The sequence below is a fragment of the Vreelandella zhuhanensis genome (assembly GCF_009793355.1).
GTDB classification, from domain to species: domain Bacteria; phylum Pseudomonadota; class Gammaproteobacteria; order Pseudomonadales; family Halomonadaceae; genus Vreelandella; species Vreelandella zhuhanensis.
In genome coordinates this window covers 197,018-221,712 of sequence record NZ_WTKP01000003.1, presented here as the reverse complement: position 1 = coordinate 221,712, position 24,695 = coordinate 197,018, and the positions used below count along the sequence as shown (strand labels likewise).

Here is a 24,695-nt window from a genome sequence, read left to right as displayed (position 1 = left end):
CTGGTCGTTACTGCACAGGTACGCTACTTTCGCCCAGGCGCCCCAAACGGTAATCCCCACTCAATACTCGCTGCCACCATTCAGGATTGTCCAGATACCATTGCACGGTTTTGCGAATGCCTGTTTCAAAAGATTCCTGCGGCACCCAGCCCAGTTCGCGCTGGATCTTACCGGCATCAATGGCATAACGCACATCATGACCGGGGCGGTCTTTCACAAAGGTAATCAGGTCTTCATAGCGTGCGACACCCGCTGGTTTTTCAGCCGGTACCAGTTCTTCCAGCAAGGCGCAGAGGGTTCGCACTACTTCAATGTTCTTTTTCTCGTTGTGCCCGCCAATGTTGTAGGTCTCACCCACCTGTCCTTCTTTGGCAATCTTGACCAGCGCACGGGCGTGGTCTTCCACATACAGCCAATCCCGTATCTGTGAACCATCGCCATACACCGGCAAAGGCTTACCCCCCAAGGCATTGAGAATCATGTGCGGAATCAGTTTTTCGGGAAAATGGTAAGGCCCGTAGTTGTTGGAGCAGTTGGTGATCAGCGTGGGCAGGCCATAGGTACGCTGCCAGGCACGAACCAGATGGTCGGAGCTAGCCTTGGAGGCTGAATAGGGTGAGCTGGGCGCATAGGACGTGATTTCGGTAAACAGATCATCCGTTCCTTCCAGATCGCCATACACTTCATCGGTGGAAATGTGATGAAAGCGAAAGGCTGAACGTCCGGCGCCATCCAATGCGGTCCAGTAACGGCGTGCTGCTTCCAGCAAGGTATAAGTACCGACGATGTTGGTTTCGATAAAGTCCGCCGGACCATCAATCGAGCGATCCACATGGCTTTCTGCCGCTAGGTGCATCACATGGGTGGGCTTGAATGCGTCAAACACCTGATTAAGCGCCGCTGCATCGCAGATATCTACCTGATAAAAATGATAACGAGGTGAATCACTGACTGAGGCCAAGGACTCCAGATTGCCGGCGTAGGTGAGTTTATCGACATTGGCTACTTCGCAAGAGGTATTGTCCATTAAGTGGCGAATCACTGCAGAACCGATAAAGCCGGCGCCGCCGGTGACTAGAATGTGCATCAATGCTTCTCCGTATAGGGGCTATCCCAATAGCGCTTGTACATACCCAACTTTTTCTTTGAGCTGATTGAAAGCTTCTGCTCCTGTTGGCCCAGCTTGTATGCCACAAGCTTCAAGGCATTACGCATGAATGCCGAAGGCCAAAGATACAAACGTGAAAAACCAAGGAATTTGAGTTCGGATTTAACATAGCGCAGCCCTTCCCCTCCGGCACCGCCAAAACGCTGCCGAATCCAAGGCTCGCGAGCATGAAATACGCCTTGGTCGAAGTAACGACGAAACTCTTCTATTAAGGAATAATCGTGGGAATGCCTACACTGAGCATCGCAGGCATACGCAACTTTCCATCCGGCTAGCAGCATTTTTGCCGCGACATACATGTCTTCGGATAGAATCACATGCACGGGAAATCCACCCACTTTCTTGATAGCCTTACCACGGTAAGCGGAAAAGGAGTTAGACATAAAGGGCGTCTTGATACCCAGCTCACGAGCATCCTCCAAAGACTTGACACGTGATACATCAGGATAATTGAATAAGCGCGCATGCTGTGCCAAGGGCCCAGCATCAAGATGTGGCACCTGCCGTCCGCATACCGCCCCGACTTGCTCATCCATAAACGGCGCCACCAATCGCTGGATGGCATCAATATCTTCCAGGTAAGCATCCTGAGTTATGAACACATAGACGTCGTAACCAGGATAGCGGTCGATCATCATCTGCCGCGTGCCACCATGATTGAACTCACTGCCGGGAATCACGACCAGGTTTGGCACGCGAGCGCGAGCCAGTTCTTGTGTGCCATCTTGTGAGCTGGAATCCACCACAAATAGATCGAATTCAGAACTCTGATATTCTAGTGAGTCAAGCAGCCGACTAAGATCATCACAACCATTATATGTCGGTATGATACAGGCAATACGCATGGAGCCATTTTCAATAGTATGCGACATCATCCCTCACTTTAACAATTATGACACTTGGTTTTTCAACGACAAACTATTTCTAAAAATATTATTTCCTCCCAATCGACTCCAAGTCAAAAAATAGACCTTATAAACTCCTCCTCGATAAGAAAATATTGTGTAAAAAACTGCACCGTCAAAAATAACAGCACTTTTCATAAACAACCTTTTCATCGAAAGAGATAAAAACCAGCAGTCCTATAGGAATCACTCATGGCCAAACGATGTTTAATACAAAATATTTTGCGATATAACAAGCTCTCTCTAGAAAGAGATGAGTATTTTCTCAAGAATGTAGCTTGATTCTTATCCAAAAGGTCACCATACCGATTCAGAAACACTTCCGCTTGCTTTTGATTTTTTATTATCGAATCAACTATGCTTTGTTTTTTAAACAAAAACTTCTCTATAGAGCTGAGCACTCCATGACCATGGGCACCCACCACATTAGTGGAATGCTGCCGATATGAAAGCAAGGGCTTAGGAATATAAGAAATTTTCCCTAAGGCACATGCAACGAGCATGAACCAATGATCATGCATCCTAGCACCGTCAGGAACTGGAGCTGCAAGCTCCAGCAGAGCTCTATTAAATAAAAATGTACAACCTTGCCCAACATTATGGATGACCAATCTTTTAAAATCATCGCAAAAATCAGGATTTAGAGACTCGGCCTTCATAAAGGAAGTCTCAATCATCTCCATGGATTCAGAGACTACCCTAGAGTCAGAAAAAACAAGAACCGGCGCATTAGCACCGTACAATAACTCCATCTCACGCATATTATCAAGATTCAGCGACAGCTTATCGGCATCCCATACATCATCTTGATCAGAAAAAGCAAAGTACTTATTATCTGAGTCAAGAGCATGTTCCACTAATAGGGAGAAGTTATTTTTTGCGCCTCCGGATGGTTCTTTGTTTTTAATCACAAGGCAACTTTCACCTTCAAATTCCTCAACAACAAGCTCCGTACTATCAGAGCTTGGATCAAGACCTATAAGCACCGATACCGAAAGGCAACCTTCCGACTCAAAAATTGAAAGGAGTTGTTCCCGTATATACTTCTGACCGTTATAAGCTGCTAAAAGAACCAACATTTCACTTTTCATTGAGCCGGAACCCTGATAGGAAAATTAAAAACAAAATAAGCAGCGAATAAACAGCCATCTTCCATTCAAATAACATATAAGACTCGCCCATAGTTATTGCAACATAAACAAAGAAGAAAGCTTTTACAGCTATAACGCTTGACAAAAATGATCGATCTCTCAATGATTGATGAAGAACCCACCCCATAACTCCAGACACTGCTCCTAATAACATTACGATAATTGGAGATATATATAGGCCAAAAAAATGGCTTATATTTGCCGGAAAAGGGGCAGTAAAGGTAGCGCCTCCTTCTATAAAATTGCTCACCACATCATGCGGAGCGACCAAATACATTAAGTACCTTATTCCTTTTTCTTCTGCCCCTACAACGCCCCAGCCGAAGAAATGCGAATACAAGGCGTCTAATCCTTGAAATTCGATCTCGGCTATTTTATCAAGGGAGAACAACATCTGCCCTTGAAGGGAAAGCCTCGCCCCAAACATCTCTAAAAACCTAGCACCATATATTAAATAATAGTTATAAAGCACAAGCAAAACGGAGACAAGTAATAAGAAAGACCCAGCTAGAACTGCTCGCTTGGAAAACCGCCGTTGGACCACGCAAAAATATGGCAAAAAATAAAAATAAATCAACAAGAATAGTCCAGAAAACTTCTCGCCACCAAGAACTAATAAAAACGCAGCCAAAACCAACCAAAAAACAGAACACCAATTCGGCAACACTCGAATTTCACGCGAATACGATATTGCAAAAGCAAAAATCGGCATTAATGAGGTTATATAACGATATTTACTCGGAGCAATACTCGCCCAATAAGTAAAGCGATCAACCCCCATCGTCAATGGACTTCCATATACAATAACAACAAAAGCCATATAGGTTACGAGCACATAACCCATAAAAACAAAAAACTTTAATATTAAAAAATCTAGATTCTTTATCCTTTTAAATCTTATTGAAAAAATTTTTTTTGAAAAATTAAAGGATAGAAGAATACTGCAAAAGAATATAACAACTAAGAAAGCGTTTCTAAACCCCGCCCCGGTGGGCTCAGCATATGCTTTTACCTCAATAAGATAAATAGAATAATACTCTACGAAAAAACTTGAAAAAACAGAAAACAAAAGCCCAAATATGTAAACAAAAAAAACCCACCCCAAGGACGGTTGATACCCGAAAAAACAAACTATCGCAACCAAGAAAAGAAGCCCAACGAAATTGTATTGAGAATGTTCCAAAGACACGCCTATATAATACAATATAAGCGAAATCGCTAGAATAAAAATCACACCTAGCATTTTGGATGAAATATGGTAATTAATTTTTTCCACTGAGAGCCTCTTGGAACCTTTTAACAAGAGGTTTAACTTCCTTCCTCTTGGGCAAAGGCTCTCTCTTAACACAATTAATTAACTCATCTGATAACTCATAACTTCCAGATGAAATCGAGGCAACTTCACTAAAATCACAAAACCTATCAGCATCAAATGCTGAATCTACCACCTGTACAGCAACGCGCCCCGACGCTACAGCCTCAAGCAAGGCCGTAGACGTCAGGGAAATAAAAACATCATATTGCTCCAAGGCTTGTGCCATGGAAATATCTATCACATCTGGGATGTTTTTAAGGTAGTTACTACCACGCTCCCATGGATGCGGTTTGAAAGAAACGGCATAGCCGGATTTTTGAAGAATATTAGTGATTTCTTGGAGAATTGATAGGTAGCGCTCACCCCTTTCCTCGCCATATTTCCACCAAGGTTGGCCAATCAGACAGATTCTTCGATGCTTGGGAGGAGACAATACTCTTTTGGGCTGATAGGGAGTGGAATGAAACCCCATTACCTTGATTTTTTCAGCGGACATGCCTTTTTCTACAAGTAAGACTTTCTGGTTGTTATCAATCACAAAGAATCTATCCGCAAACCAACCATGATAAATATGACTTGGAGATTTTTTCTGAAAAACACCATCTTGAATACAAATGCTTTTCCCAACACCCGACATGCGAAAAGCTTGAATAACTGCTCGTTGCGCAGGAAGAGAATCATTATCTATTATTAATAATGCATTTTCGTCAGCAATTCGGCGCAGCCGTTGAGAAAGAGCTGAAATACTAGAAGAAAGCCTTTGCATATTCGCAGGATGGGACCCACCTTTCAACTCATCAACAAGAAAATGCCAAAAGCTCATTTCGGGGAGAAAGGCACGACGATTTTTTAGACAAAAAATCAGTTGTTTGGGACCACCTACTATGCATACTTCTTCAGCCGGAAGCGAAAGAATAAGTTCTTCAAACTTGGTTCCCCAAAACATATATTTCTTTCTTTTAGACGATGGTCGAAGAAAAAAACTCACAACATGAATGGCAGATCGAAAGAAAAGATTAGACCATTTTGCATTATATTCGTACATTGAAATGATTGACTGTTTAAACCCTCTTTCTGTTCTTTCTCGATTAATCACATACTCACTAAGAGCCTTGATATCAGCTAAAGATATTAACGGGGATTTTTTCAACATGAGATATACACGAATGCGTCCTAGAGGTGATCAAGTGAGACCGGTGTATTCTTGGTGATATCAGAAGCTACGGGGGTTCCTATCACTTGTGCTAAGTACTTAGGCGCTACACCGTATCCCGGCCTCACGCTCCTCACCGCATCTTCGGTAATGATCTCACCAGCCTTCAAATCCTTAACAAAATAGAGAGAACGGCGGAACTGGGCGTTGCCCTGCTCGCTGGACTTTCTGCCGTAATCCACCTGGCCCAGTGCCTGCCAGGCAGTCTTGGCGTCACGGCACAGAGCGGCGAGTTCTCTGGGTTCCAGCGAAAAGCTGTCATCCGGTCCGCCACCGTTGCGGTCCAAGGTGAAGTGCTTTTCGACCAAGCTCGCTCCGAGTGCCACGCTGGTAATGGCCGTGGTGTTGTCGATGGTATGGTCAGAAAGCCCCGTCACCAGCCCGAAGCGCTCGATCATGTCGGGAATGGTACGCAGATTGTAATCTCCGGCTGGCGCAGGATAGCCGCTGACACAGTGAAGAATCGCAAGTTCCTTGCACCCGGCGCCTTTCGCGGCATCAATCGCTTCTTGTATTTCCTCCACATCGGCCATACCGGTGGAGATGATCATCGGCTTGCCGGTGCGCGCCACGTATTCAATCAATGGCAAGTCTATAGCTTCAAAGGAGGCGATCTTGTAGGCGGGGGCGCCAAGGTCTTCAAGCAGATCCACCGCCGTGGTATCGAAGGGCGAACTGAAGAGGGTAATGCCTAACTTGCGAGCATGCTCAAATAGCGGCTGGTGCCACTCCCAGGGCATATGGGCTTCTTCGTAGAGTTCGTAGAGGGTACGTCCGTCCCACAGACCGCCCTTGATCTTGAAATCTTCGCTGTCACAATCCAGCGTAATGGTATCGGGGCGGTAGGTTTGCAGCTTTACCGCATCAGCCCCGGCTTTTTTAGCTTCTTCTATAATGCGCAGCGCGTTTTCTAACTTGCCGTTATGGTTAGCCGAAAGTTCAGCGATAATATAAGGGGAATGAGACAGGCCAATGTCTCGCCCGGCGATTTGGATACTCGGCATTGTCTGTTCCTTCACTGTTTAGAGCTCAGCTTGCGATAAAGGGTGTCACGCATTGCTTCCCATTCGGGATGAAGAATACCCAGGCGTATCACATCCACATAGGTATCATCGACGCGATGCTGCTCCCTTAGGATGCCTTCAACACTGAAGCCAAACTTCTTGTGAAGATTGATCACCGGTTCATTAAAGGCAAGAACTTCACAATAAAGCTTGTGAAGCATCAGTCCCCCAAAAGCATGCTCGAGGGCAAGAAACTCCATGCGCGATCCTGTGCCACGCGGCGCCTCTGGCGATGCATAAAACGCCCAGCTGGCATTGGCGTCTTTTGCGTGAACCTGGGTGAATGACACGACACCCAGTGGTTGGCCGTCATGTTCATAGAGAAAATAGTGTTGATCTTGGCGACCGCGTACCCTATGCCACCAGGCAAGGTGTTCCTCAAGTGAAATCTCATGCCGGGTATACATATTCTGACGTACCGTTGGTGCATTGCGCCAACTCAGGATCAGTTCCAGTTCGTCATCTTCAATGGCTCTCAGCAAGCCCAGGTCACTACTCACAAGTGTATCTCTCCTATCAGATATGCCTCATCGACTTGTTCCATTTCAGCCAGCACTTCTTCAGTGCCGCTTCCTAGCACAAGCGTGGCAGCGGTCTTGCTCATCTCAAACAGCGCTGATGATCCCAGCTTATTAAGTAAGCTCGGCAGCGTCTCGGCAATGACGTCGACCGGCCCTAACAGCTTGGCGGCGCCAAGATTATCCAGCGCAGAGGCTACCTGCCGCTGGTTTTCCGCCAGGACGATCATTAGCGTCGGTAAGCCAAGGCAACAACGCTCCCAAGAGGTACTGCCCGCCGCCCCTATGGCAAGATCGGCATCCGCCATGCGCTGAGCCATGTCGCTGATGTTTACCACAACATTAGTGGGCCAAGGCATGGTAAGGGCAGCGTGACGAACCTCATCCAACCAAGGCGCTGTGGCCCCCATCACTACCTCAATGTCTAAGGCGGGAGGCAAATCGCAGTCGCGCAAGGCGCTAAGCACCTGGCCGGTCACGTTATCTTTATCCACTCCGCCTAAACTGATCAGCAGCCGCTTGAAGGGAGGGTGCTGGTGACGGCGAGCCAAACTCACCTTACGTAGAGCAGCAAACTCGGGACGCAGTAGGGCAAAGTGCGGCCCTGTCAGCACCTGACAGTTTGCCGGCACCCAGTGGGCGTAATCGGCGACATCACGGCCGAGGTTCTGATCGAGAAGTAGGTCGGCGCGATGCGGCCGATCAGCCAAGTCGTCGATCACCATTAGGCGCGTTGACTCGGGCAGCACAGCTTCCTCCCACCGTGCATCCAGCGCATAGTGGTCCACAACCAGCCAGTCCGGTGCAAGGTGTGCCAACACTGGTCGACAGGCCTCGGCATCGGCCTGCCAGCTCGTGCCTAGCCAGTGCGCATGGGCGGGTTGGCCGTCACTCTCCCGAGCAGCACAGTCGGTTTGTCTCGGCATAGTCAGACGGTGCGCTGTAAAGTCGCGTGCCTCGATCATGTCGATCAGGTGGCCGGAGTGCTCGCGACATAGGAAGTGGCACGCTGCACCCTGTTCTCTCAGCGCTGTGGCCAGCGTCAAGCAGCGCATCACATGGCCGGAGCCAACCTGCAAGGACGCATCGGTGCGGAATACGACCACGCTGCTTGGTTGATGGTTGTAACCCGGTTTGTTCATAGCTGAGGCCTTTGCTGTTCCGCCTGCCAGGCTTTGAACAGCCATTCAGCGCGCTGCCAGTCCTCAGGGGTATCAATATCCTGCACCCGGTGAAGAGGCAATTTTACCGGCACGGCATCATCGGTAAAGATAGGCTTATCCTGTAACCAGGCTTCGGCGCGCCCCCAGTAGAACTGGCCGGCATCGTGCCAAGCCTCTTCCAGATCCTGGGAACGGGTGGTGAAATGCTCGGGCTGGAACATCGCCACCCGCCCCTCGGCAGTCAGACGCAAGGCGCGCTGAATGGGAAAAGCGTAGCTGGTTACCGAAAAGGCATACGCAACGCCTGCGTTCTGCAGTGCTTGCCATCCGGCCTGAAGATCATCGGGCTGAACAAAGGGAGCGGTTGCATAAAGACAGCACACGGCTTGCGGGGCTTGATCACGCTCGCCCAGCCATTCAATCGCATGGGCGACTACCGGAATGGTGCCGGTATAGTCATCCGATAACGCGGCTGGGCGGATGAACGGTGTCTCAGCCCCCCAGTCGCGAGCCACGGCCGCCATCTCATCGTCGTCGGTAGAAACGATGATCCGATCAAAGCAGCGGCTCGCGATGGCCGCTTCTATCGACCAGGCGATCATCGGCTTACCGCAGAAGTCTTTGATGTTCTTGCGCGGAATGCGCTTGCTGCCGCCACGGGCGGGAATCACGGCGATGCAGCCAGTGACTGACGTCTCACTCATCACAGCCCCAACGCCTTGCGCAAGGCGGCGATCACCAGGTCTTGCTCAGACTCGCTCATCGTAGGATAGAGCGGCACACTGATCGCCTCAGCGTAGTAGCGCTCAGCTTCAGGGAAATTTCCGTGTTGAAAGCCTAATTGCTGATAGTAAGGCTGGGTGTGCACCGGGATATAGTGCAGGTTAACGCCGATACCCTGGTCGCGCAGCGTCTCGAAGGCATGGCGATGACTGACGCTGATCTCATCAAGTTTAAGCCGAATCACGTAAAGGTGGCGCCCCGAGTAGCTGTCTGGATGCTGCCAAGGGGTGATGATTGGCAGTTCAGCCAACTGGGTATCGTAACGCTCAGCCAAGGCGTTGCGCCGGGCCACGTAGCCGTCCAGGCGCTCAAGCTGGCTGACGCCCAGCGCCGCCTGCAGTTCAGTCATGCGGTAATTGAAACCGAGTGCAATCTGCTGATAGTACCAGGGGCCGTCAGCCTCGTGAGTCATCAGTGCTGGATCGCGGGTCACCCCGTGGCTGCGCAAAAGATCCATACGGCTTGCCAGGCTCTCGTCGTTGGTCAGCGCCATGCCGCCTTCGGCGGTGGTGATGATCTTCACCGGGTGAAAGCTGAACACGGTAATGTCACTATAGCGGCTATTGCCGATGTACTCATTCTGGTACTGGCCGCCGATGGCGTGGGAGGCGTCCTCGACGATCTTGAAGCCGTAGCGTTGGCCGAGCGCATGGATCGCCTGCATGTCGCAGGGCTGGCCACAGAGATGAACGGCCACCAGTACCTTGGGCAAACGCGCTTCTTGTTCCGCTTTTTGCAGCTTCGCTTCTAGCGCTTCGGGACAGAGGTTGTAGGTACGTGGATCAATATCCACAAAATCCACCTGCGCGCCGCAGTAAAGGCCGCAATTGGCTGACGCCACGAAGGTAATGGGGCTGGTCCAGAGCCAGTCACCTTTCCCCAAGCCCAGTGCTAAACAAGCAATGTGCAGCGCCGAGGTGGCGCTGTTAACGGCTAACGCATGCTTAGCGCCTACGTGCTTAGCTACACCCTGCTCAAAGCGCGGCACCTGCGGGCCTTGTGTCAGAAAATCCGACTGGAGCACCGCGACCACGGCATCAACATCCGCTTGGGTGATCTCCTGGCGTCCATAAGGAATCATTAGATCGCTCCAATTTTCTCGCGGTTTTGCTCGATCCAGGCCTGGAGCTCTGCTTCGCTCATCCATTCGCTGTTATTGTCGCTGGAATAGACAAAATCCTGCGCTACCTTCTTGCCATCTTTAATGCGGTTGGCGTCTTTATCCCAGTTATTGATCTGCGGCAAGATCTTGTAGTGCTCGGGGTACTCGTAGGTATAGTAAGCATCCTCGATGCTGATCATCTGTTCGTGCAGCTTTTCCCCCGGGCGAATGCCGACAACTTCCTGTTTAGCTTCAGGTGCAATCACATGCGCCAGGTCAGTTACCTTCATGGAGGGGATTTTCTTGACGTAGATTTCACCGCCTTCCATGTCTTCAAAGGCGTGCCATACCAGCTCAACGCCCTCTTCAAGCGAGATCATAAAGCGGGTCATACGCTCATCGGTAATCGGCAATACGCCCTTGTCCTTGATCGACATAAAGAACGGAATCACCGAACCACGCGAGCCCATCACATTACCGTAACGCACCACAGAAAAACGCGTGGGGTTATGGCCAGCGTAGTGATTGCCCGCCACGAATAGCTTGTCGGAGGTGAGCTTGGTGGCACCGTAAAGGTTGATCGGGCTGCTGGCCTTATCGGTGGAAAGCGCCACCAGCTTTTTCACGCCCTTATCGATGCAAGCATCCACTAGGTTCATGGCGCCGAGCACATTGGTTTTGATGCACTCAAACGGATTATATTCGGCAGTAGGCACAATCTTGGTCGCTGCGGCATGCACCACATAGTCAACGCCATCCAGCGCCCGATAGAGACGCTCACGGTCGCGCACATCGCCGATGAAGAAACGCACGCGCTCATCGCCCTGAAAAAGTTTGGCCATCTCCCACTGCTTCATCTCATCGCGCGAGAAGATAATCACTTTTTTAGGGTTATAGCGTGCAAGCAACATCGGAATAAAGGTGTGACCGAAAGAGCCTGTACCACCGGTGATGAGTATTGATGCATTATTAAACATGTTATTTCCTAATATTCTGGATTCAAACAGAAGCTTCTTGTTGCTCTGCCAACTCCCAATTTTTCTTTCTTTTGACACTCAGGTAAGCCGCCGTTTTATAAGCCAGCACACACCCGAAAGAACCACACAACGCCAGCGGGACTGCATATTTGGCAGACCATTCCGAAAAAACATAAGCCAACACAACAAATGACGGCAAAGCCAAAACATGGCTAATAATGATATGTCTATCAAAAGACATTGCATACATTCCATAATGTGGAATCATACTAACGGCATAAACTCCAATGGCTATCAAGAGCAGATAAAGCAGTGTAACATTTTCTGTGTAAACTGGCCTGTCCAGCCAACCCAACAACGGATGAATCAGCAGAGCTGCAAGACCCGAAAAAGCGATTGTCACAATTACTGTTTGAACCAGCAGCTGCCGCATGCCTTTATCAAATTCTTTACGGTTCTTATTTCTTGAAGCAGAAATCATCTTAGGATAAAGAAACACAAAAACACCAGCGTCCAAAAATGAAATTATGGCATTTGCCACACCAAAATATAGCACATAAGCAGCTAGAATATCGGCACCAGCGATCGCTTGCACCCAATAACGATCAATGGTGAACACTCCCCTTACTGCTAATGTCGCCACCAACAAGGGAAGCGCCACTACGATCCCTCGTTTTATCCAAGACCAGTCAACCCTGCTTTTCAAGGAGTTCCGATCCAGCTTCATAAGGGCACTTGCTCCCAGAAAACATGCCGCTGCAGCTCCTAACGCCCAAGCTGTCATCACTAGATCAATAGAACGCATATCTTCTGACAGCCAGAAAACAAGGGCGACAAAAAGGGCCCAAAGCCCAGATCGGAGAAAAAGTATCACGCTTGCAAGCAATTGCCTGGAAATAGCGACAAGCAGCCTATTCAACTCCTGAGCCAAATGCTCCAAGACCACAATGATGAAAAACCAAGGAGCAACGGACCAAGGCAGAAGCTCATTATAAAAAACCAGTAATAAAAGAGGAATAACCAGGCAATACACCAAACCAAAAAAAACGCTTTGATCCCTTAACAGCCTAGCCCAGTGCTCTTTATCACTCCCTAGAATTTCTCTGGTGCTATAGCTATAAAAATCGAAACCCAGCCCGTAAAGGGAATAACCCACAGTCGCCACGACCAACCCATATAGCGCTACTTCAGCTGGCTCAAGAAATCTTGCCAAAATAAAAATAAGCAAAAATTTAGATAGAAGCGTGACTCCCCGCAAACCTATATTAGTAACTCTAAGCAAGAATTTAGAATTAAAAGCAACTCTCAACATGCCACTCTTTAATAAGAGATGTTTTACCATGCTTCTTCCGACAAACTATCCCGCACTACAACCGCAAACTGTGAAAAAAAGGCAGCTATCACCCCCAACATCCCGCCAAGAACCAGAGCCAACGCCATAATTAAGCTGCGGCTCGTCCCCGTAGGTTCCAAACTTTGCATAGCAACCTGTACAACTTGGCCTTCACTTAACTGGGTAAGACGCAACTGAATTCCTGCAAGGCGTTCAGTGTAGCTAGCTATCAGCTCACTCCCCCATTCGGTATTGGTCTGCTCGACGGACTCTAAGGCAGCTTCAGTGTTTTTTAACTGCTGTTCAAGGGAAGCCTGACGTCTTTCAAGCCGCTCTCCTTGACCTTCCGTCATGCGAGCCAGCAACCCTTCATGCATCTGAGCTACCAATTCATGATTGTCCTCACTCGCTTCCGAGCCCAAGCGAATAAGCAAGGTGTCGTTGGGGTTGGCTACTGTCACTTCAAAGGGTAGGCTCTCCAGTCCTGCCGACTCCCTGAGTTTACGCGTCTCCGGCCCAACATAGAGGTTGTTAACCTTAGCCAACACGGAAGCTGGTGTTTCCAGAGCACGGCCGGGCGCCTCCTCTGCCACTTGATAGATCGAGACGTACTCATAGGAGCGCTCTGTTAGCAACACATAGGCCAAGGCCCCGAGCACAACGATAAGAAAAATTAACACCATGGTTTTCCAGCGTTTGATCAGTATCTTAGCAAGATCAACCAAGGAAATTTCGTCATTTTGAGGGTAACGCTGCGGCTCGTACGGAGGAGTTTGGTTCATGCTGTATCGCCATTATAAGATGATCAAAAACTAAAGACACGCTACCGCCCCGAGATGATAGGGCGCATTCCCGAGGCCGGAAGGTACTTTGCAAGCTCTGCACAAACCGCTGGGCGCAGAAACGCATTTGTGTAAATAATTGTTATCAATAATTTTTTAAACAGGCTAGTAGGCTGGCTTTATGCATAACTGGATTGCTCAGCCGCTCAATGCGTCTAGCTCTACAATTTAAGGAAGCACATACTACACAGGCGCAGAACCAGAGGCTAGGTTTTGTGCGAACAGGCAGCTCGCAAATAATTGTCGATATATGCCATCCATACCATCGTATTAATGCTACTTACCAAGCTTCTCATGAAGTTGCATGGCAAGCTGGCCTCCCACCATGCGGCCAGCCTGGTGGGAGGGCAATTTTATCGCGCGAGAGGTAGCCGACCAACAACCACAGTCAAGAGCTCGCCCGGCAAGCCGGCCTCCCACCATACGGCCAGCCTGGTGGGGGTTGGCCTGGTAGGGCTCGCCCGGCAAGCCGGCCTCCCACCACCAGCAGGTTGTCGCTCAACGATAGACGGGAAAGTGCGAACACAGGGCCTCGACCTTGCCTTTGACATCGATTTCGATGGCGGCAGTGTCGACACCCTTGGCCAGGGCATCTAGGATATCGCTGATCCAGCCCGCCAGCTCGCGGCATTCGGCTTCACCGAAACCGCGCGTGGTGACCGCCGGGGTGCCGATACGCAAGCCGGAGGTGACGAAGGGGCTTTGCGGGTCGTTGGGCACGGCGTTCTTGTTGACGGTGATATGCGCCCGGCCCAGGGCGGCGTCGGCGTCTTTACCGGTCACGCCCTGCTTGACCAGGGAAAGCAGGAAGAGGTGATCCTGGGTACCCCCGGAGATGATATCGAAACCACGCTCCATGAACACACCGGCCATGGCTTGGGCGTTCTTGACCACCTGCTGCTGGTAAGCCTTGAACGCCGGATCCATGGCTTCCTTGAAGCAGATCGCCTTGGCGGCGATGACGTGCATCAAGGGGCCGCCCTGCACGCCCGGGAACACCGCTGACTGAAGCTTCTTCTCGATATCGGCATTGCCTTCCGCCGAAAGAATCAGGCCGCCACGCGGGCCGCGCAGGGTCTTGTGGGTGGTGGTGGTGACCACATGCGCGTGCGGCAAGGGGCTGGGGTAGACACCGCCGGCCACCAGGCCCGCCACATGCGCCATGTCGACCAGCAGGTAGGCACCCACTTCATCGGCGATTTCGCGGAACCTGGCCCAGTCGACGATCTGGGAGTAGGCAGAGAACCCGGCGATAATCATCTTGGGCTGATGCTCGCGCGCCAGACGGGCGACTTCGTCGTAATCGATCAGGCCCTGGTCGTTCAAGCCGTACTGGATGGCATTGTAATGCTTGCCGGAGAAGTTGGGCTTTGCCCCATGGGTCAGGTGGCCGCCGGCATCCAGGCTCATGCCCAGGATGGTATCGCCGGGCTTGACCAGCGCCTGGAAGACGGCACCGTTGGCCTGAGAACCGGAATGCGGCTGAACGTTGGCGTAGGTGGCGCCGAACAGCTGCTTGGCGTAGTCGATGGCCAGGTTTTCGGCGATATCCACGAACTCGCAGCCGCCGTAGTAACGCTTGCCGGGATAGCCTTCGGCATACTTGTTGGTCAGCTGGCTGCCCTGAGCTTCGAGTACGCGGGGGCTGGCGTAGTTTTCGGAAGCGATCAGTTCGATGTGGGCTTCCTGGCGCACCACTTCTTTTTGCATGGCATCGAACAGGGCATCATCGAATCCGGCAATTGTCATGTCACGGCTGAACATCGGCGGGAACCTCGTTAAACGAAAGGACAGGCTAGGGGAAAATCAGGCGGCAATGATAACTCAGCCTGACGCGGGTTTCATCGAATCCGCGTCAGGTAGCTCATGAATGACATTAATGAATAAAAAGCTGAAGGAAAAGCGTTAGCGCGTTTCCACTTGCAGCGACAATTGGCCGGGCAGGCCCAGGGGGTCATCGGTATAGGTTTTCAGGTTGCTTTGTGACGGTAGGGTGGCGTTGATTTCAAGCTCGCTGGCGCTGCCTTCCAGCAAGGCGACAAAGCCTGAGAGCACTTGCTGGACTTCTGGCCCCATCATCATGCCGAAACCTTGGGCCTGGGTGCGCACCTGTTCGAGTAGCTGGGCTTCGGTAATTCCTTCAAGGGCTGCGCCCACCGTGACCAGCCGGCCGAACAGCCCCCTATCGCTTAGCGTCAGCGAAAGATCGCCGCCCAATAGCGTGGCGGCATCCAGCAGGCTGGCATCGTGAAAGACATCCATCGGCTGGGTATTTTCGGGCAGCACCACCGGCAGATTGACGCCGAAGGCTAGCTGCATGGCGTCGTGCAGGGTGATGCGGCTGTCACCGCCCAAAGTGCTGTGGTCGTTGTGCTGCTCCCAACGGCCGTTGAAACCGGCGTCCAGCTTGAGCGTGCCGCTGCCACCGGTAAGCAAATTGCTCGCCATGCGCAGTTGGGTGCGCTCTTTGGCCGGGGCGTTGGCGATCATGCGTTCAAGGTCGACTTCGAAGGCTTCCAGCCACATGCCACCTTCGCCATCGGCAAGATCCCCATCGATACGCAGCTCATCGAGCCGACCTACCAGGCGGTCGCTGTCGATGGCGAAATTTTCCATTACCAGCAGGTTCAACTGCCCTTCCTCGGGATTCTCGAGTCCGCTCAATTGCTCCATACGCAATGAATCGAGCGTCAGGGAACCGCTGCCGAATTCCTCGAGGTCTTCCCCGGTGGCCGCCAGGCCGTTTATTTCGAGCAACCCGATGGCATCGGCACTTAGCGACTCGCCATAAAGTCGTTCAATATCCAGGCGCCCTCGGCCACGCTTTACCCCGGCATCGCGCAGAAATTCTTCCGCCAGGTCGGAGTCGAGATCCACCACGATCTGGTCGATCGTCAAGCCGCCCAGTTGAAAGTCCTGACCTTCCATCGCCTCGTGAAGCGGAAATACCGCCCGGGAAGGTTCATTGAGAACGATCTCCTCGATCTGCAACAGCGCAAGCTCGGTCAGGCGGTCTTCCACGCGGATGTCTTGCAGCGTAACGCGCTCAGGCTGGTCGTAGTCGCCATCGACGACATAGCTGCCAATCCGCAGACGCTCGCCCTCGACGCTATCAAATACGATGTCTTCAACGGTATAGCGGCTGCGCAACATGGCATCTGAAACGTCGCCAATGCTCAGTTCGCCTCCCTGAGCGAACAAGGCACGCAGCTCGGCCTCAAGACGCTCGGCGCTGGCCAGCGCCGGGGTAGTTGCCATTAAAGTGGCAATCAATAAACCGCTACCGGCCAGACTGCGATTGGATAGGCGCTGTGACATGCAAAACCTCCGTATCAAGAGAAAACATCCTGGAAAACCTAGCGTCAAGAATATTCCCGATGCTCGCAATACACCACCTTGGTGTCTGGCGGGACAAGTGTCACGCCTCTCCCAGCAAGCCGAGGCTGGCGGCCGGCGCCTGGCGTCGCAGGCTGTAAGACAGGGCGTGGCCGATCACGCCGATCAACAAAGCCGCACCCAGCGGCAGCACCAGCCATAGTTCGATATGCAGGCGCGGCGGCAAGTCCAGCAGGAACATATACAGTACGGCCGTGGCAAGCTCGGCGAGAACGGCGGCCAGCAGGCCGCTGGCCAGACCCAGCAAGGCGAATTCAGCGCCTTGAATGCGGGAAATCATCCGGTTGCCGGCACCGAACACCCGCAGCAGGCCGCTTTCGTGAGCCCGCACCGGACGGCTGGCGGTCAGGGCGGCATACAGCACACTGATCCCGGCCAGCAACACCAGCCCCAGCACCAGTTCAACGGCACGCGTCACCTGGGTGAGCACATCACGCACCTGGCCGAGAATGGCATCCACGTTGAGCAGCGAGACTCCGGGAAATTCGCTTACCAGCTCGGGCAAGATGCCTTGCTCTTCTTTCGGCAAGTGAAACGCCGTGATGTAGCTATGGCCGTAACGCTCGAGCACACCCGGCGGAAAGATGACGTAGAAGTTGGGCCTAAAGCTATCCCAGTTCAGATCCCGCAGGCTGGTGATTTTCGTGCGAACCTCGTCACTGCCGATACTGAACGTCAGCTGATCGCCCAGCGCCAATCCCAGGCGCTGTGCCAGGCCGTCTTCCATGGAGACGGGCACCGGCGGCGGCTGGGACTCTGCATCCACAGCGGCCGTCCAGCCACTGCCGCCCTGCGAATAGGCAGTCTCGGAGGCGGTGGCGTCAGCCTGCCAGCCATCAAACCATTCTCCCGCCACCACGCGATTGCCTTCGGGAACCTCGGCTTGCCAGGTGAGGTTGAGTTCACGGCGCAGGGCATTGTCGCCCCGGGCCTCTTCCGGCACTGCCTCTCGTGGTGGCTGGCCGTTGATCGCAGTGATTCGCCCACGCACCATGGGGTACAGAGAGCTCTGGGCTTCCACGCTATCGGCAATCGCGGCATCGAAGCCTTCCCGCTCACCGGGCTGAATATTGATGGCGAAGTAATTGGGGGTGTCTGCGGGCAGCTGTGCCTCCCAGGTGGTCAGAAGATCCCCGCGCACCAGCACGATCATCGCCATGGCAAAAAAGGTAATCGAGAATGCCAGCAACTGCCCCAGCCCGGCTTGGCGACGCCGTGCCAGCTGGCGCCCACCCAGGCGCAGCGCCTGGGTCCATTCACCGCCCTTGGGAAGCGCTTGAATGCCGCGCAACAGCAAGGCCAGCAAGGCGGCGCCCACCCCCCATAAGACGCTCAGCACCATAATGCCGCCCAGCAATAGCCCAAGCGCCAGCGTGATGCTGCCCGAATAAAGCCACAGCAAACCACCGAACACGCCGCATGCCACGCTGACCACCAGCCAGGCCGAGGGCGGCAAGGGGTCGAGCTCGCGACGCAACACCTTGAGGGCACTGACTCGCTTGAGGCGCAACAGCGTGGGACCGGCAAACCCCACCAGGACCGCCAGGGCGGTCAACATACCCAGCCATAGCGGCATGATGCCGGGTGCCGGCAGGCTCATGGGCAGAAAAGCGCTGAGAAGGCGCAGCAGCAGCGCCTGGCCAAGCACCCCGAGCAGTGCCCCGAGCAGCGAGGCGGCCAGCGCCAGCCCGGCGAGCTGCAGGGTGAAAATATGTACCAGTTGACGCTGAGTGGCACCGAAGCAGCGCAGCAGCGCCGCGGTGTCCAGGTGGCGCTCTACATAACGCCGCGTGGCCATGGCCACCGCGACGCCGGCCAGCAGCACGGCGGCGAGCCCGGCGATACCCAGATAGCTTTCGGCTCGCTCCAGAGCGTTGCCCAGCTGGGGGCGATCCTGGCGCACATCGCGCACTTCAACGCCCTCGCGGCGCAGCTGTGCCAAGCGGTCATCCAGACGGTTGACCGCCTCCGGCGGCCCGGCGGCGAGAATCTCGAATTCTACCCTTGAGCCGGGCTGTACCAGGCCGGTGGCCTCCAGATCGGCGATATTCATCATCACACGTGGATTGAAACTACTGAAGCCGCCGGACTGGTCGGCTTCTCGCTCGATGATACCGCTCACCCGCAGCTCGGTCTGGCCGATCTGCACCTGGTCGCCCAGCTTCAGATCGACCAGCTCACGCAGGCGCGGGTCGATCCAGGCCTCACCGGCTGCGGGGCCGGAGGCCACCTCCTCGACACCTTCGCCGAGATCCACATGCGAGACACCGTAATGCGGATAGACATCATCCACCACCTTGAGGCTCACCGACTGAAAACGATCCTCCCGGCTGATCATCGAGACCAGATCCACCTGGTCGCTCAGCACGAGTCCGGCATCGATCAATGCCTGGCGTAACTCGGGAGAAAACGGCTCGCTCTGCTCCAGCACCAGGTCGCCCCCCAGCATCTGCCCGGCTTGACGTTCCAGGCCGCGATCCAGGCGGTCGAGAAAAAAGGCGATCATGGTCGAGGCGGCAACCGCCAGTACCAGGGCAATGAACAGCGCCCGCACGTCCGGGGCGCGCAGGTCGCGTTTCAGGCCACGGGCGGCCAGGCGAAGAGTGGGAGCCTTCACGCCGTCACCTCGCTGGGGTCGAATTCCACCAGACGCCCTTCCTCCAGGCGCAAGCAGCGGTCACAACGCCCGGCCAGGGCATGGTCATGAGTCACCAGTATCAAGGTGGTGCGTTCTTGCTGATTGAGCGAGAACAAGAGTTCGATCACCGTGGCGCCGGTGTGCGGGTCGAGGTTGCCGGTGGGTTCATCGGCGAACACCAGCTCAGGGTTGGCCACGAAGGCCCGGGCTATCGCGACGCGCTGTTGCTCGCCGCCGGAAAGCTGCTTGGGAAGATGCGTGACGCGCTCGCCCAGCCCCACCCGGTTCAGCCAATCCTTGGCCGTGCCTTCTTCACCCGCGCGAGGCGAAAGCTCCAGCGGCAGCAGCACGTTTTCCAGGGCACTCAGGCTGGGCAGCAACTGAAAATTCTGGAACACGAAGCCCACCCGCCCGGCGCGCAACATGGCACGGCCGTCTTCGTCGAGTTCGCTGAGCGCCTGGCCGAATAGGGAAAGCTCACCCGCGGTGGGGGTATCCAAGCCAGCAAGCAATCCCAGCAAGGTGGATTTTCCCACCCCACTGCGCCCCAGGATCGCGACACTTTCGCCAGGCAACACGGTCAAATCCAGTTCACTCAAGATGGTCAGCTGTCGTTCGCCGCTGGCAACCCTCTTGGTCAAGCCTTCGGCATGTAGAATGGGTGTGTCTAGAATGGATGTATCGTTGACAGAGGTTCCGGACGTTCGAGTAAAGGAGTTGGACATGAAGAAGGGCATCCCTGTGGCAAAGCGTGAGCTGAGAGGCATGATAACCGCTTGGTTTGTCTTGCTGATACTTGCGGCTTGCTTAAATACAAGCACGGCTTGGGCGCAAGCGCGCCCCACGCTGCTGGTAATGGGCGACAGCTTGAGCGCCGCCTATGGTATCGAACAGGCGCAGGGCTGGGTGACGCTATTGGCCGAACGCCTGGATGAACAGGCAAAGGTGATAAATGCCAGCATCAGCGGCGAGACCACCACCGGGGGGGCGCAGCGTTTACCGGCACTGGTGGGACAATACGACCCTGATATTGTTCTGCTCGAGCTGGGCGGCAATGATGGCTTGCGCGGTCTGCCTCCCGGGCGGATGCGTGCCAACCTGGCAGAAATGATCGAGACCAGCCAGCAAGCCGGTGCCAAGGTGATACTGCTGGGCATCGACATTCCGCCCAATTATGGCCAGGCCTACCGCGATGCCTTTACCACGGTATTTCACGACCTGGCAGCGAGCTACGACCTTACCCTGGTACCGTTTCTGCTGGAAAACGTCGCCTTGAAGAGGCGCCTGATGCAAAGCGACGGCATTCATCCGACGGCCGCCGCCCAGCCCGCCATTCTGGATAATGTCTGGCCTGCCCTTGCGCCGTTTCTGGAGGAGCAAGGCATAGAAACAGCGCTGAATCAGGAGTGAGGCAAGCGAGCCGCATCTATAGCGGCTCGGGTACCTTCTGGCGTTGCTGAAGGCCCAGCCCGGCGAGGATCAACCCGAGCCCCAGCAAGGTGGAAAGCAGGATCGGCTCGCCCACTACCCAGTAAAGCAGAAACAGCGACACCGGGGGCGAAAGAAAGATCAGGTTGGAGACCTTGGCGGTGCGTGAAATCTTGTGCACCGCCAGCTGCCAAAGCACAAAAGCCACCCCCATTTCGAACAACCCGACATAGACGCCGGCGCCTACCGCCGACCAGCCGTGCCACTCGAATCCCGGCCCCATCCATAACAATAGCGTCAGCACCGGCATCCCCACGCTGAAGTTCTGCCACTGGGCCACCAGCGGCGAGCGGGCATCCCGGGTATTGAGCAACCAGTAAAGCGCCCATAGAAGCGTCGAAACCAGCGCGAACACCACCCCCCAGACATCGGCAAAATCGACATCGAGTACCGCGCCACGGGTGGCGATCACCCAGACCCCGGCATAGGCGACCATGCCGGCAAGCACGTCGATACGCGTCAAACGGTGCCCCAGAAGAGGCACCGCCAGAAATGCCATGGTCAGCGCCCAGGTATAATTGAGCGCCATCGCTTCCTGGCCCGGCAGGCGGTCGTAAGCGGCGAACAGCACCAGGTAATAGGCCACCGGATTCATCAGCCCGGCCCAGGCCGCAGTGCGCCAGCCCCGGCGCAAGGCTTCATTGACCAGCCCTTGGCGCACGACCAGGGCGCCCATCAACACCCAGGACACCAGGGATGCCAGCCACATCAATTCCAGCGGGCTCATCCACGCCAAGGCCACCTTGAATGCCGTGGCCACCGTGGACCACAGGGCCACCGCGCCCAGACCATAAAGCATGGCTTGTCTATCCTGGGTCATCTATCCAGGTGCCCCAGATCACGCCCGGGGTCGAGCTGGTCGCGAATCGCCTGTTTCAGCTTCTTGATGTCAGGAAAGCCGCCATCGCGCTTGCGTTCCCATATCAGAATGTCGTCACACCAGATCTCGAAGGTACCGCCGTGAGACGGCATCAGCGCCACCTCGGTAATTGCCTCGCCGAAGGTGGACAACAGCTCCTGGGCATACCATCCACTGCGCAACAGCCATTGGCACTGGGTACAGTAACGAATCCGGATACGTGACATAGGGTTTCCTTCTAGCTGATGCCTTGGGTACTGGTTAAGGACAATTTATCGCGCCACAATACATACAATGATAACAGCCAAGGAGGCTCTATGGCCGACCAGGACGTTTCCCAGTCGCGGGTGTACGAATGGCTGACCGGCGATGAAGACAGCCGAATGTGTGACGACATTGCCGACAGCGCCTGCAATGAACAGCCGCGCAATTTCTTCCTGCACCTGGTCGCCTCGCTGGGCAACAAACTGGCCGATGAACTCTCCAACGCTCGCCTGGTATTGCCCTGGCTGATGGGGGTGATCGGTGCCCCGGTCTGGATGGTCGGGCTGCTGGTACCGATCCGCGAGTCGGGCGCCTTGCTGCCGCAGTTGTTTGTCGCCGGCTTCATTCGTTTGAAACCCCGACGCAAGTGGGTATGGGTTACCGGCGGTCTCTTGCAGGCAGTGGCGGCGCTGGGACTGGCCCTGCTGGCACTGTTTGGCCGGGGCAGCCTAGGCGGAGCCCTGGTGCTGGGTGTACTGGCCTTGCTGGCCCTGGCGCGTGGGCTTTCCTCGATTTCCACCAAAGATGTGCTGGGCAAGACCATCGCCAAGAAACGCCGCGGCACCTTGATGGGATGGAGCGGCAGTCTCGCCGGGGTGGCTACCGTGGTCGCGGGGGGCATCTTAATGCTGTTCGACGACCGCCCCGGGGAAGTGGCACTGGCCGTGCTGCTGGCGGTGGCGGCTCTGGGCTGGGCGCTGAATGCGCTGTGCGCCGCCCGGATTCGCGAAACGCCGGGCGCGGTGGAAGGTGGCGAAAATGCCTGGGACAGCATCAAGCTGGGGTTATCGCTACTCAGGGAGGACCGCACCTTCTTGCACTTCAACCTGTCACGGGCTCTGCTGCTTTCCAGTGCCTTGGCTCTGCCCTACATCGCCCTGCTCGGCCAGCGCCAAAGCGGCACCGACCTGGGTGGGCTGGGGTTGATGGTAGTGGTCTCCGGGCTTGCCGGCATGCTGGCAAGCCCGGTTTGGGGCAAGCGAGCCGACCGCTCCAGCCGTGGTGTGATGCGCGACGCCGCCCTGGGCACTAGCCTGTGCTGCCTGCTGGGTGCAGGTGCCGCCTGGCTGCCCGCTGCCTGGAGTGAGACTATCTGGCCCTACGCCCTGGTCTATGCGCTGCTGGTGATCATTCATCATGGGGTACGCCTGGGGCGCAAGACGTATATTGTCGATATGGCGGGTCAGGACAACCGAGCCTTGTATGTGGCGCTTTCCAATACATTGACCGGTGTGCTGATGTTGCTCGTGGGGGGGATACTCGGGGCCTTGGCCCAATGGCTGGGCACCCCCATGCTTTTGGTGGTACTGAGCCTTGTCGCCGTGGCCGCTATGCTGAGCGCTCAACGCCTGCCTGAAGTGGAATGATGCTTTTTGTTAGCCGCGGCCAATTGCAAACCATGGCTCGGCTAGCCATGATGGCAGCAGGATAAACGCCGCTTGATGGGGCATTTGCTATCCTATTCACAAATGCATATTCCAAAAATGCCCAGAAATGCCGTTTGGTCGCGAGGCCACCGGAAGGCTTGAAGCAGCAACAGGAACCCTCTTGATGAAACGATCTCCCTTGATCAACCCGGCGCTACTCGAACGCATCATTGACGCCTCGGAAGACGGTATTGTAGTGGCCGAACAGGAAGGCGATGAGAACATTCTCATTTATGTCAACAAGGGCTTCGAGCGCCTGACCGGCTACACTGCTGACGAAATTCTCTACCGTGACTGTCGCTTTCTGCAAAACGAAGACCGTGACCAGGAAGGCTTGACGGCGATTCGCGCGGCTCTCAAGGCCGGTAGGCCCTGCCGGGAAGTATTGCGCAATTATCGCAAGGACGGCACCTTATTCTGGAATGAGCTTTCCATTACCCCGATGTACGACGAAACCGACAATCTGACCTATTACATCGGCGTACAGAAAGACGTGACCGAACGTGTAGAAGCCCAGCATGAATTGGCTCACCTGAAAGCAAAGTACGATATCGAAGAATAAAAAAGCGCCTCTCCAAGGCTTGCATTTCCTTACCGGAACCGCTATATAGCCAAAAGGCGCTGATCGCAGCGCTTGGCGCTTCATGCCGAGATGGCTGAAGCAGTGCTGTGTTGCCGGCCAAGCCGGTTTTGGGTTGGAGGGCCTTTTATGAGCCGTAACCCCTTGAATCGTGATTTCACCGAAGAGGCTTACGACGCTTCCGATGAACTTGACACCTCAGAAGCTGTCAATGATGAACACTATGGGCGTAGTCGCTCATCGAGCAAGACCGATACCTTGCGTGCCCGCCGACGAGTGGAAGCGTTGCTGGAAGAACGCCGCCTGAAACGCGTGATAGAAGACAGCTGGGACGACGAGGAAGAGTAATACGAAAAAATCGTGTTACAGCAGTAATGATCAAAGCCGTACGGTAAAAGAAGGCATCATACGTTAACCCTGATTACCCCCTTGAATCACCCTCTCCCAGCGCTTGCTGGCTCATGCAATAGGCGGCATCGGCTGGCCTTTCTTTTGGCCGGCCTCTATCA

At 54.2% G+C, this 24,695-nt stretch carries 23 protein-coding genes; 4 read left to right on the top strand and 19 right to left on the bottom strand.

All coding sequences use genetic code 11. The features are described from left to right. Positions 1–7 precede the first annotated feature (7 nt). The 17 genes from rfbB to GPM19_RS05270 form a co-directional block, all read right to left on the bottom strand. Positions 8–1,087 carry a dTDP-glucose 4,6-dehydratase gene (rfbB, locus tag GPM19_RS05350; protein ID WP_160417847.1) on the bottom strand — a complete coding sequence of 360 codons (1,080 nt, stop codon included), beginning with the start codon at positions 1,085–1,087 and terminating at the stop codon, positions 8–10. Beyond that, positions 1,087–2,040 carry a glycosyltransferase family 2 protein gene (locus tag GPM19_RS05345; protein ID WP_227842171.1) on the bottom strand — a complete coding sequence of 318 codons (954 nt, stop codon included), beginning with the start codon at positions 2,038–2,040 and terminating at the stop codon, positions 1,087–1,089. The genes rfbB and GPM19_RS05345 overlap by 1 nt, the downstream gene beginning before the upstream one ends. Before the next feature lie 182 nt (positions 2,041–2,222). After that, positions 2,223–3,164, bottom strand: a complete 942-nt coding sequence (locus tag GPM19_RS05340; protein ID WP_160417846.1) for a glycosyltransferase family 2 protein — start codon at positions 3,162–3,164, stop codon at positions 2,223–2,225. Beyond that, positions 3,154–4,500, bottom strand: coding sequence for a DUF6418 domain-containing protein (locus GPM19_RS15595; protein ID WP_160417845.1), 1,347 nt, complete (start codon positions 4,498–4,500; stop codon positions 3,154–3,156). The genes GPM19_RS05340 and GPM19_RS15595 overlap by 11 nt, the downstream gene beginning before the upstream one ends. Continuing rightward, entirely contained in the window at positions 4,487–5,692 is a 1,206-nt protein-coding gene (locus GPM19_RS05330) for a hypothetical protein (RefSeq protein WP_160417844.1), read from the bottom strand. The genes GPM19_RS15595 and GPM19_RS05330 overlap by 14 nt, the downstream gene beginning before the upstream one ends. A 20-nt stretch (positions 5,693–5,712) precedes the next feature. Further along, positions 5,713–6,756, bottom strand: a complete 1,044-nt coding sequence (gene pseI, locus GPM19_RS05325; protein ID WP_160417843.1) for a pseudaminic acid synthase — start codon at positions 6,754–6,756, stop codon at positions 5,713–5,715. A gap of 11 nt (positions 6,757–6,767) precedes the next feature. After that, positions 6,768–7,316 carry a UDP-4-amino-4,6-dideoxy-N-acetyl-beta-L-altrosamine N-acetyltransferase gene (pseH, locus tag GPM19_RS05320; RefSeq protein ID WP_202114704.1) on the bottom strand — a complete coding sequence of 183 codons (549 nt, stop codon included), beginning with the start codon at positions 7,314–7,316 and terminating at the stop codon, positions 6,768–6,770. Beyond that, entirely contained in the window at positions 7,313–8,476 is a 1,164-nt protein-coding gene (pseG, locus tag GPM19_RS05315; protein ID WP_160417842.1) for a UDP-2,4-diacetamido-2,4,6-trideoxy-beta-L-altropyranose hydrolase, read from the bottom strand. Before pseG ends, pseH begins: the two co-directional genes overlap by 4 nt. After that, on the bottom strand, positions 8,473–9,201 hold the full coding sequence (gene pseF / locus GPM19_RS05310) for a pseudaminic acid cytidylyltransferase (protein ID WP_160417841.1): 729 nt from the start codon (positions 9,199–9,201) through the stop codon (positions 8,473–8,475). The genes pseG and pseF overlap by 4 nt, the downstream gene beginning before the upstream one ends. Beyond that, positions 9,201–10,361, bottom strand: a complete 1,161-nt coding sequence (gene pseC, locus GPM19_RS05305; protein ID WP_160417840.1) for a UDP-4-amino-4,6-dideoxy-N-acetyl-beta-L-altrosamine transaminase — start codon at positions 10,359–10,361, stop codon at positions 9,201–9,203. Before pseC ends, pseF begins: the two co-directional genes overlap by 1 nt. Further along, a complete protein-coding gene (gene pseB, locus GPM19_RS05300) occupies positions 10,361–11,359 on the bottom strand; it encodes a UDP-N-acetylglucosamine 4,6-dehydratase (inverting) (protein ID WP_160417839.1) in 999 nt (332 codons plus the stop codon). The genes pseC and pseB overlap by 1 nt, the downstream gene beginning before the upstream one ends. Positions 11,360–11,381: 22 nt before the next feature. After that, on the bottom strand, positions 11,382–12,701 hold the full coding sequence (locus tag GPM19_RS05295; protein WP_202114703.1) for a lipopolysaccharide biosynthesis protein: 1,320 nt from the start codon (positions 12,699–12,701) through the stop codon (positions 11,382–11,384). Further along, positions 12,695–13,474 carry a Wzz/FepE/Etk N-terminal domain-containing protein gene (locus tag GPM19_RS05290; protein ID WP_160417838.1) on the bottom strand — a complete coding sequence of 260 codons (780 nt, stop codon included), beginning with the start codon at positions 13,472–13,474 and terminating at the stop codon, positions 12,695–12,697. The genes GPM19_RS05295 and GPM19_RS05290 overlap by 7 nt, the downstream gene beginning before the upstream one ends. 558 nt (positions 13,475–14,032) lie before the next feature. Next, positions 14,033–15,298, bottom strand: coding sequence for a serine hydroxymethyltransferase (gene glyA / locus GPM19_RS05285; protein ID WP_160417837.1), 1,266 nt, complete (start codon positions 15,296–15,298; stop codon positions 14,033–14,035). Between the two features lie 141 nt (positions 15,299–15,439). Continuing rightward, complete coding sequence (locus tag GPM19_RS05280; RefSeq protein WP_160417836.1) at positions 15,440–16,852, bottom strand: aq_1923 C-terminal domain; 1,413 nt, start codon at positions 16,850–16,852, stop codon at positions 15,440–15,442. A 100-nt stretch (positions 16,853–16,952) separates the two neighbouring features. Then, positions 16,953–19,547, bottom strand: coding sequence for an ABC transporter permease (locus GPM19_RS05275; RefSeq protein WP_160417835.1), 2,595 nt, complete (start codon positions 19,545–19,547; stop codon positions 16,953–16,955). Next, positions 19,544–20,293 (bottom strand): ABC transporter ATP-binding protein, encoded by a 750-nt coding sequence (locus tag GPM19_RS05270; RefSeq protein WP_227842168.1) that lies wholly within the window; start codon positions 20,291–20,293, stop codon positions 19,544–19,546. Before GPM19_RS05270 ends, GPM19_RS05275 begins: the two co-directional genes overlap by 4 nt. Between GPM19_RS05270 and GPM19_RS05265 the strand changes: the two genes are divergently transcribed. Further along, a complete protein-coding gene (locus GPM19_RS05265; RefSeq protein ID WP_160417834.1) occupies positions 20,292–20,978 on the top strand; it encodes an arylesterase in 687 nt (228 codons plus the stop codon). The genes GPM19_RS05270 and GPM19_RS05265 overlap by 2 nt on opposite strands. A 16-nt stretch (positions 20,979–20,994) precedes the next feature. Here the strand turns inward: GPM19_RS05265 and GPM19_RS05260 are convergent, their stop codons facing one another. Then, complete coding sequence (locus GPM19_RS05260; RefSeq protein ID WP_160417833.1) at positions 20,995–21,876, bottom strand: DMT family transporter; 882 nt, start codon at positions 21,874–21,876, stop codon at positions 20,995–20,997. After that, positions 21,873–22,142 carry an Rdx family protein gene (locus GPM19_RS05255; protein ID WP_160417832.1) on the bottom strand — a complete coding sequence of 90 codons (270 nt, stop codon included), beginning with the start codon at positions 22,140–22,142 and terminating at the stop codon, positions 21,873–21,875. The genes GPM19_RS05260 and GPM19_RS05255 overlap by 4 nt, the downstream gene beginning before the upstream one ends. Positions 22,143–22,232: 90 nt before the next feature. Between GPM19_RS05255 and GPM19_RS05250 the strand changes: the two genes are divergently transcribed. From GPM19_RS05250 to GPM19_RS05240, 3 genes are all read left to right on the top strand, one after another. Then, positions 22,233–23,546 carry an MFS transporter gene (locus GPM19_RS05250; RefSeq protein ID WP_160417831.1) on the top strand — a complete coding sequence of 438 codons (1,314 nt, stop codon included), beginning with the start codon at positions 22,233–22,235 and terminating at the stop codon, positions 23,544–23,546. 184 nt (positions 23,547–23,730) lie between these two features. Beyond that, entirely contained in the window at positions 23,731–24,168 is a 438-nt protein-coding gene (locus GPM19_RS05245; RefSeq protein ID WP_160417830.1) for a PAS domain-containing protein, read from the top strand. A gap of 147 nt (positions 24,169–24,315) precedes the next feature. After that, positions 24,316–24,534: a PA3496 family putative envelope integrity protein gene (locus GPM19_RS05240; RefSeq protein ID WP_160417829.1), complete on the top strand. Its 219-nt coding sequence runs from the start codon at positions 24,316–24,318 to the stop codon at positions 24,532–24,534. The last annotated feature ends 161 nt before the right edge of the window (positions 24,535–24,695 follow it).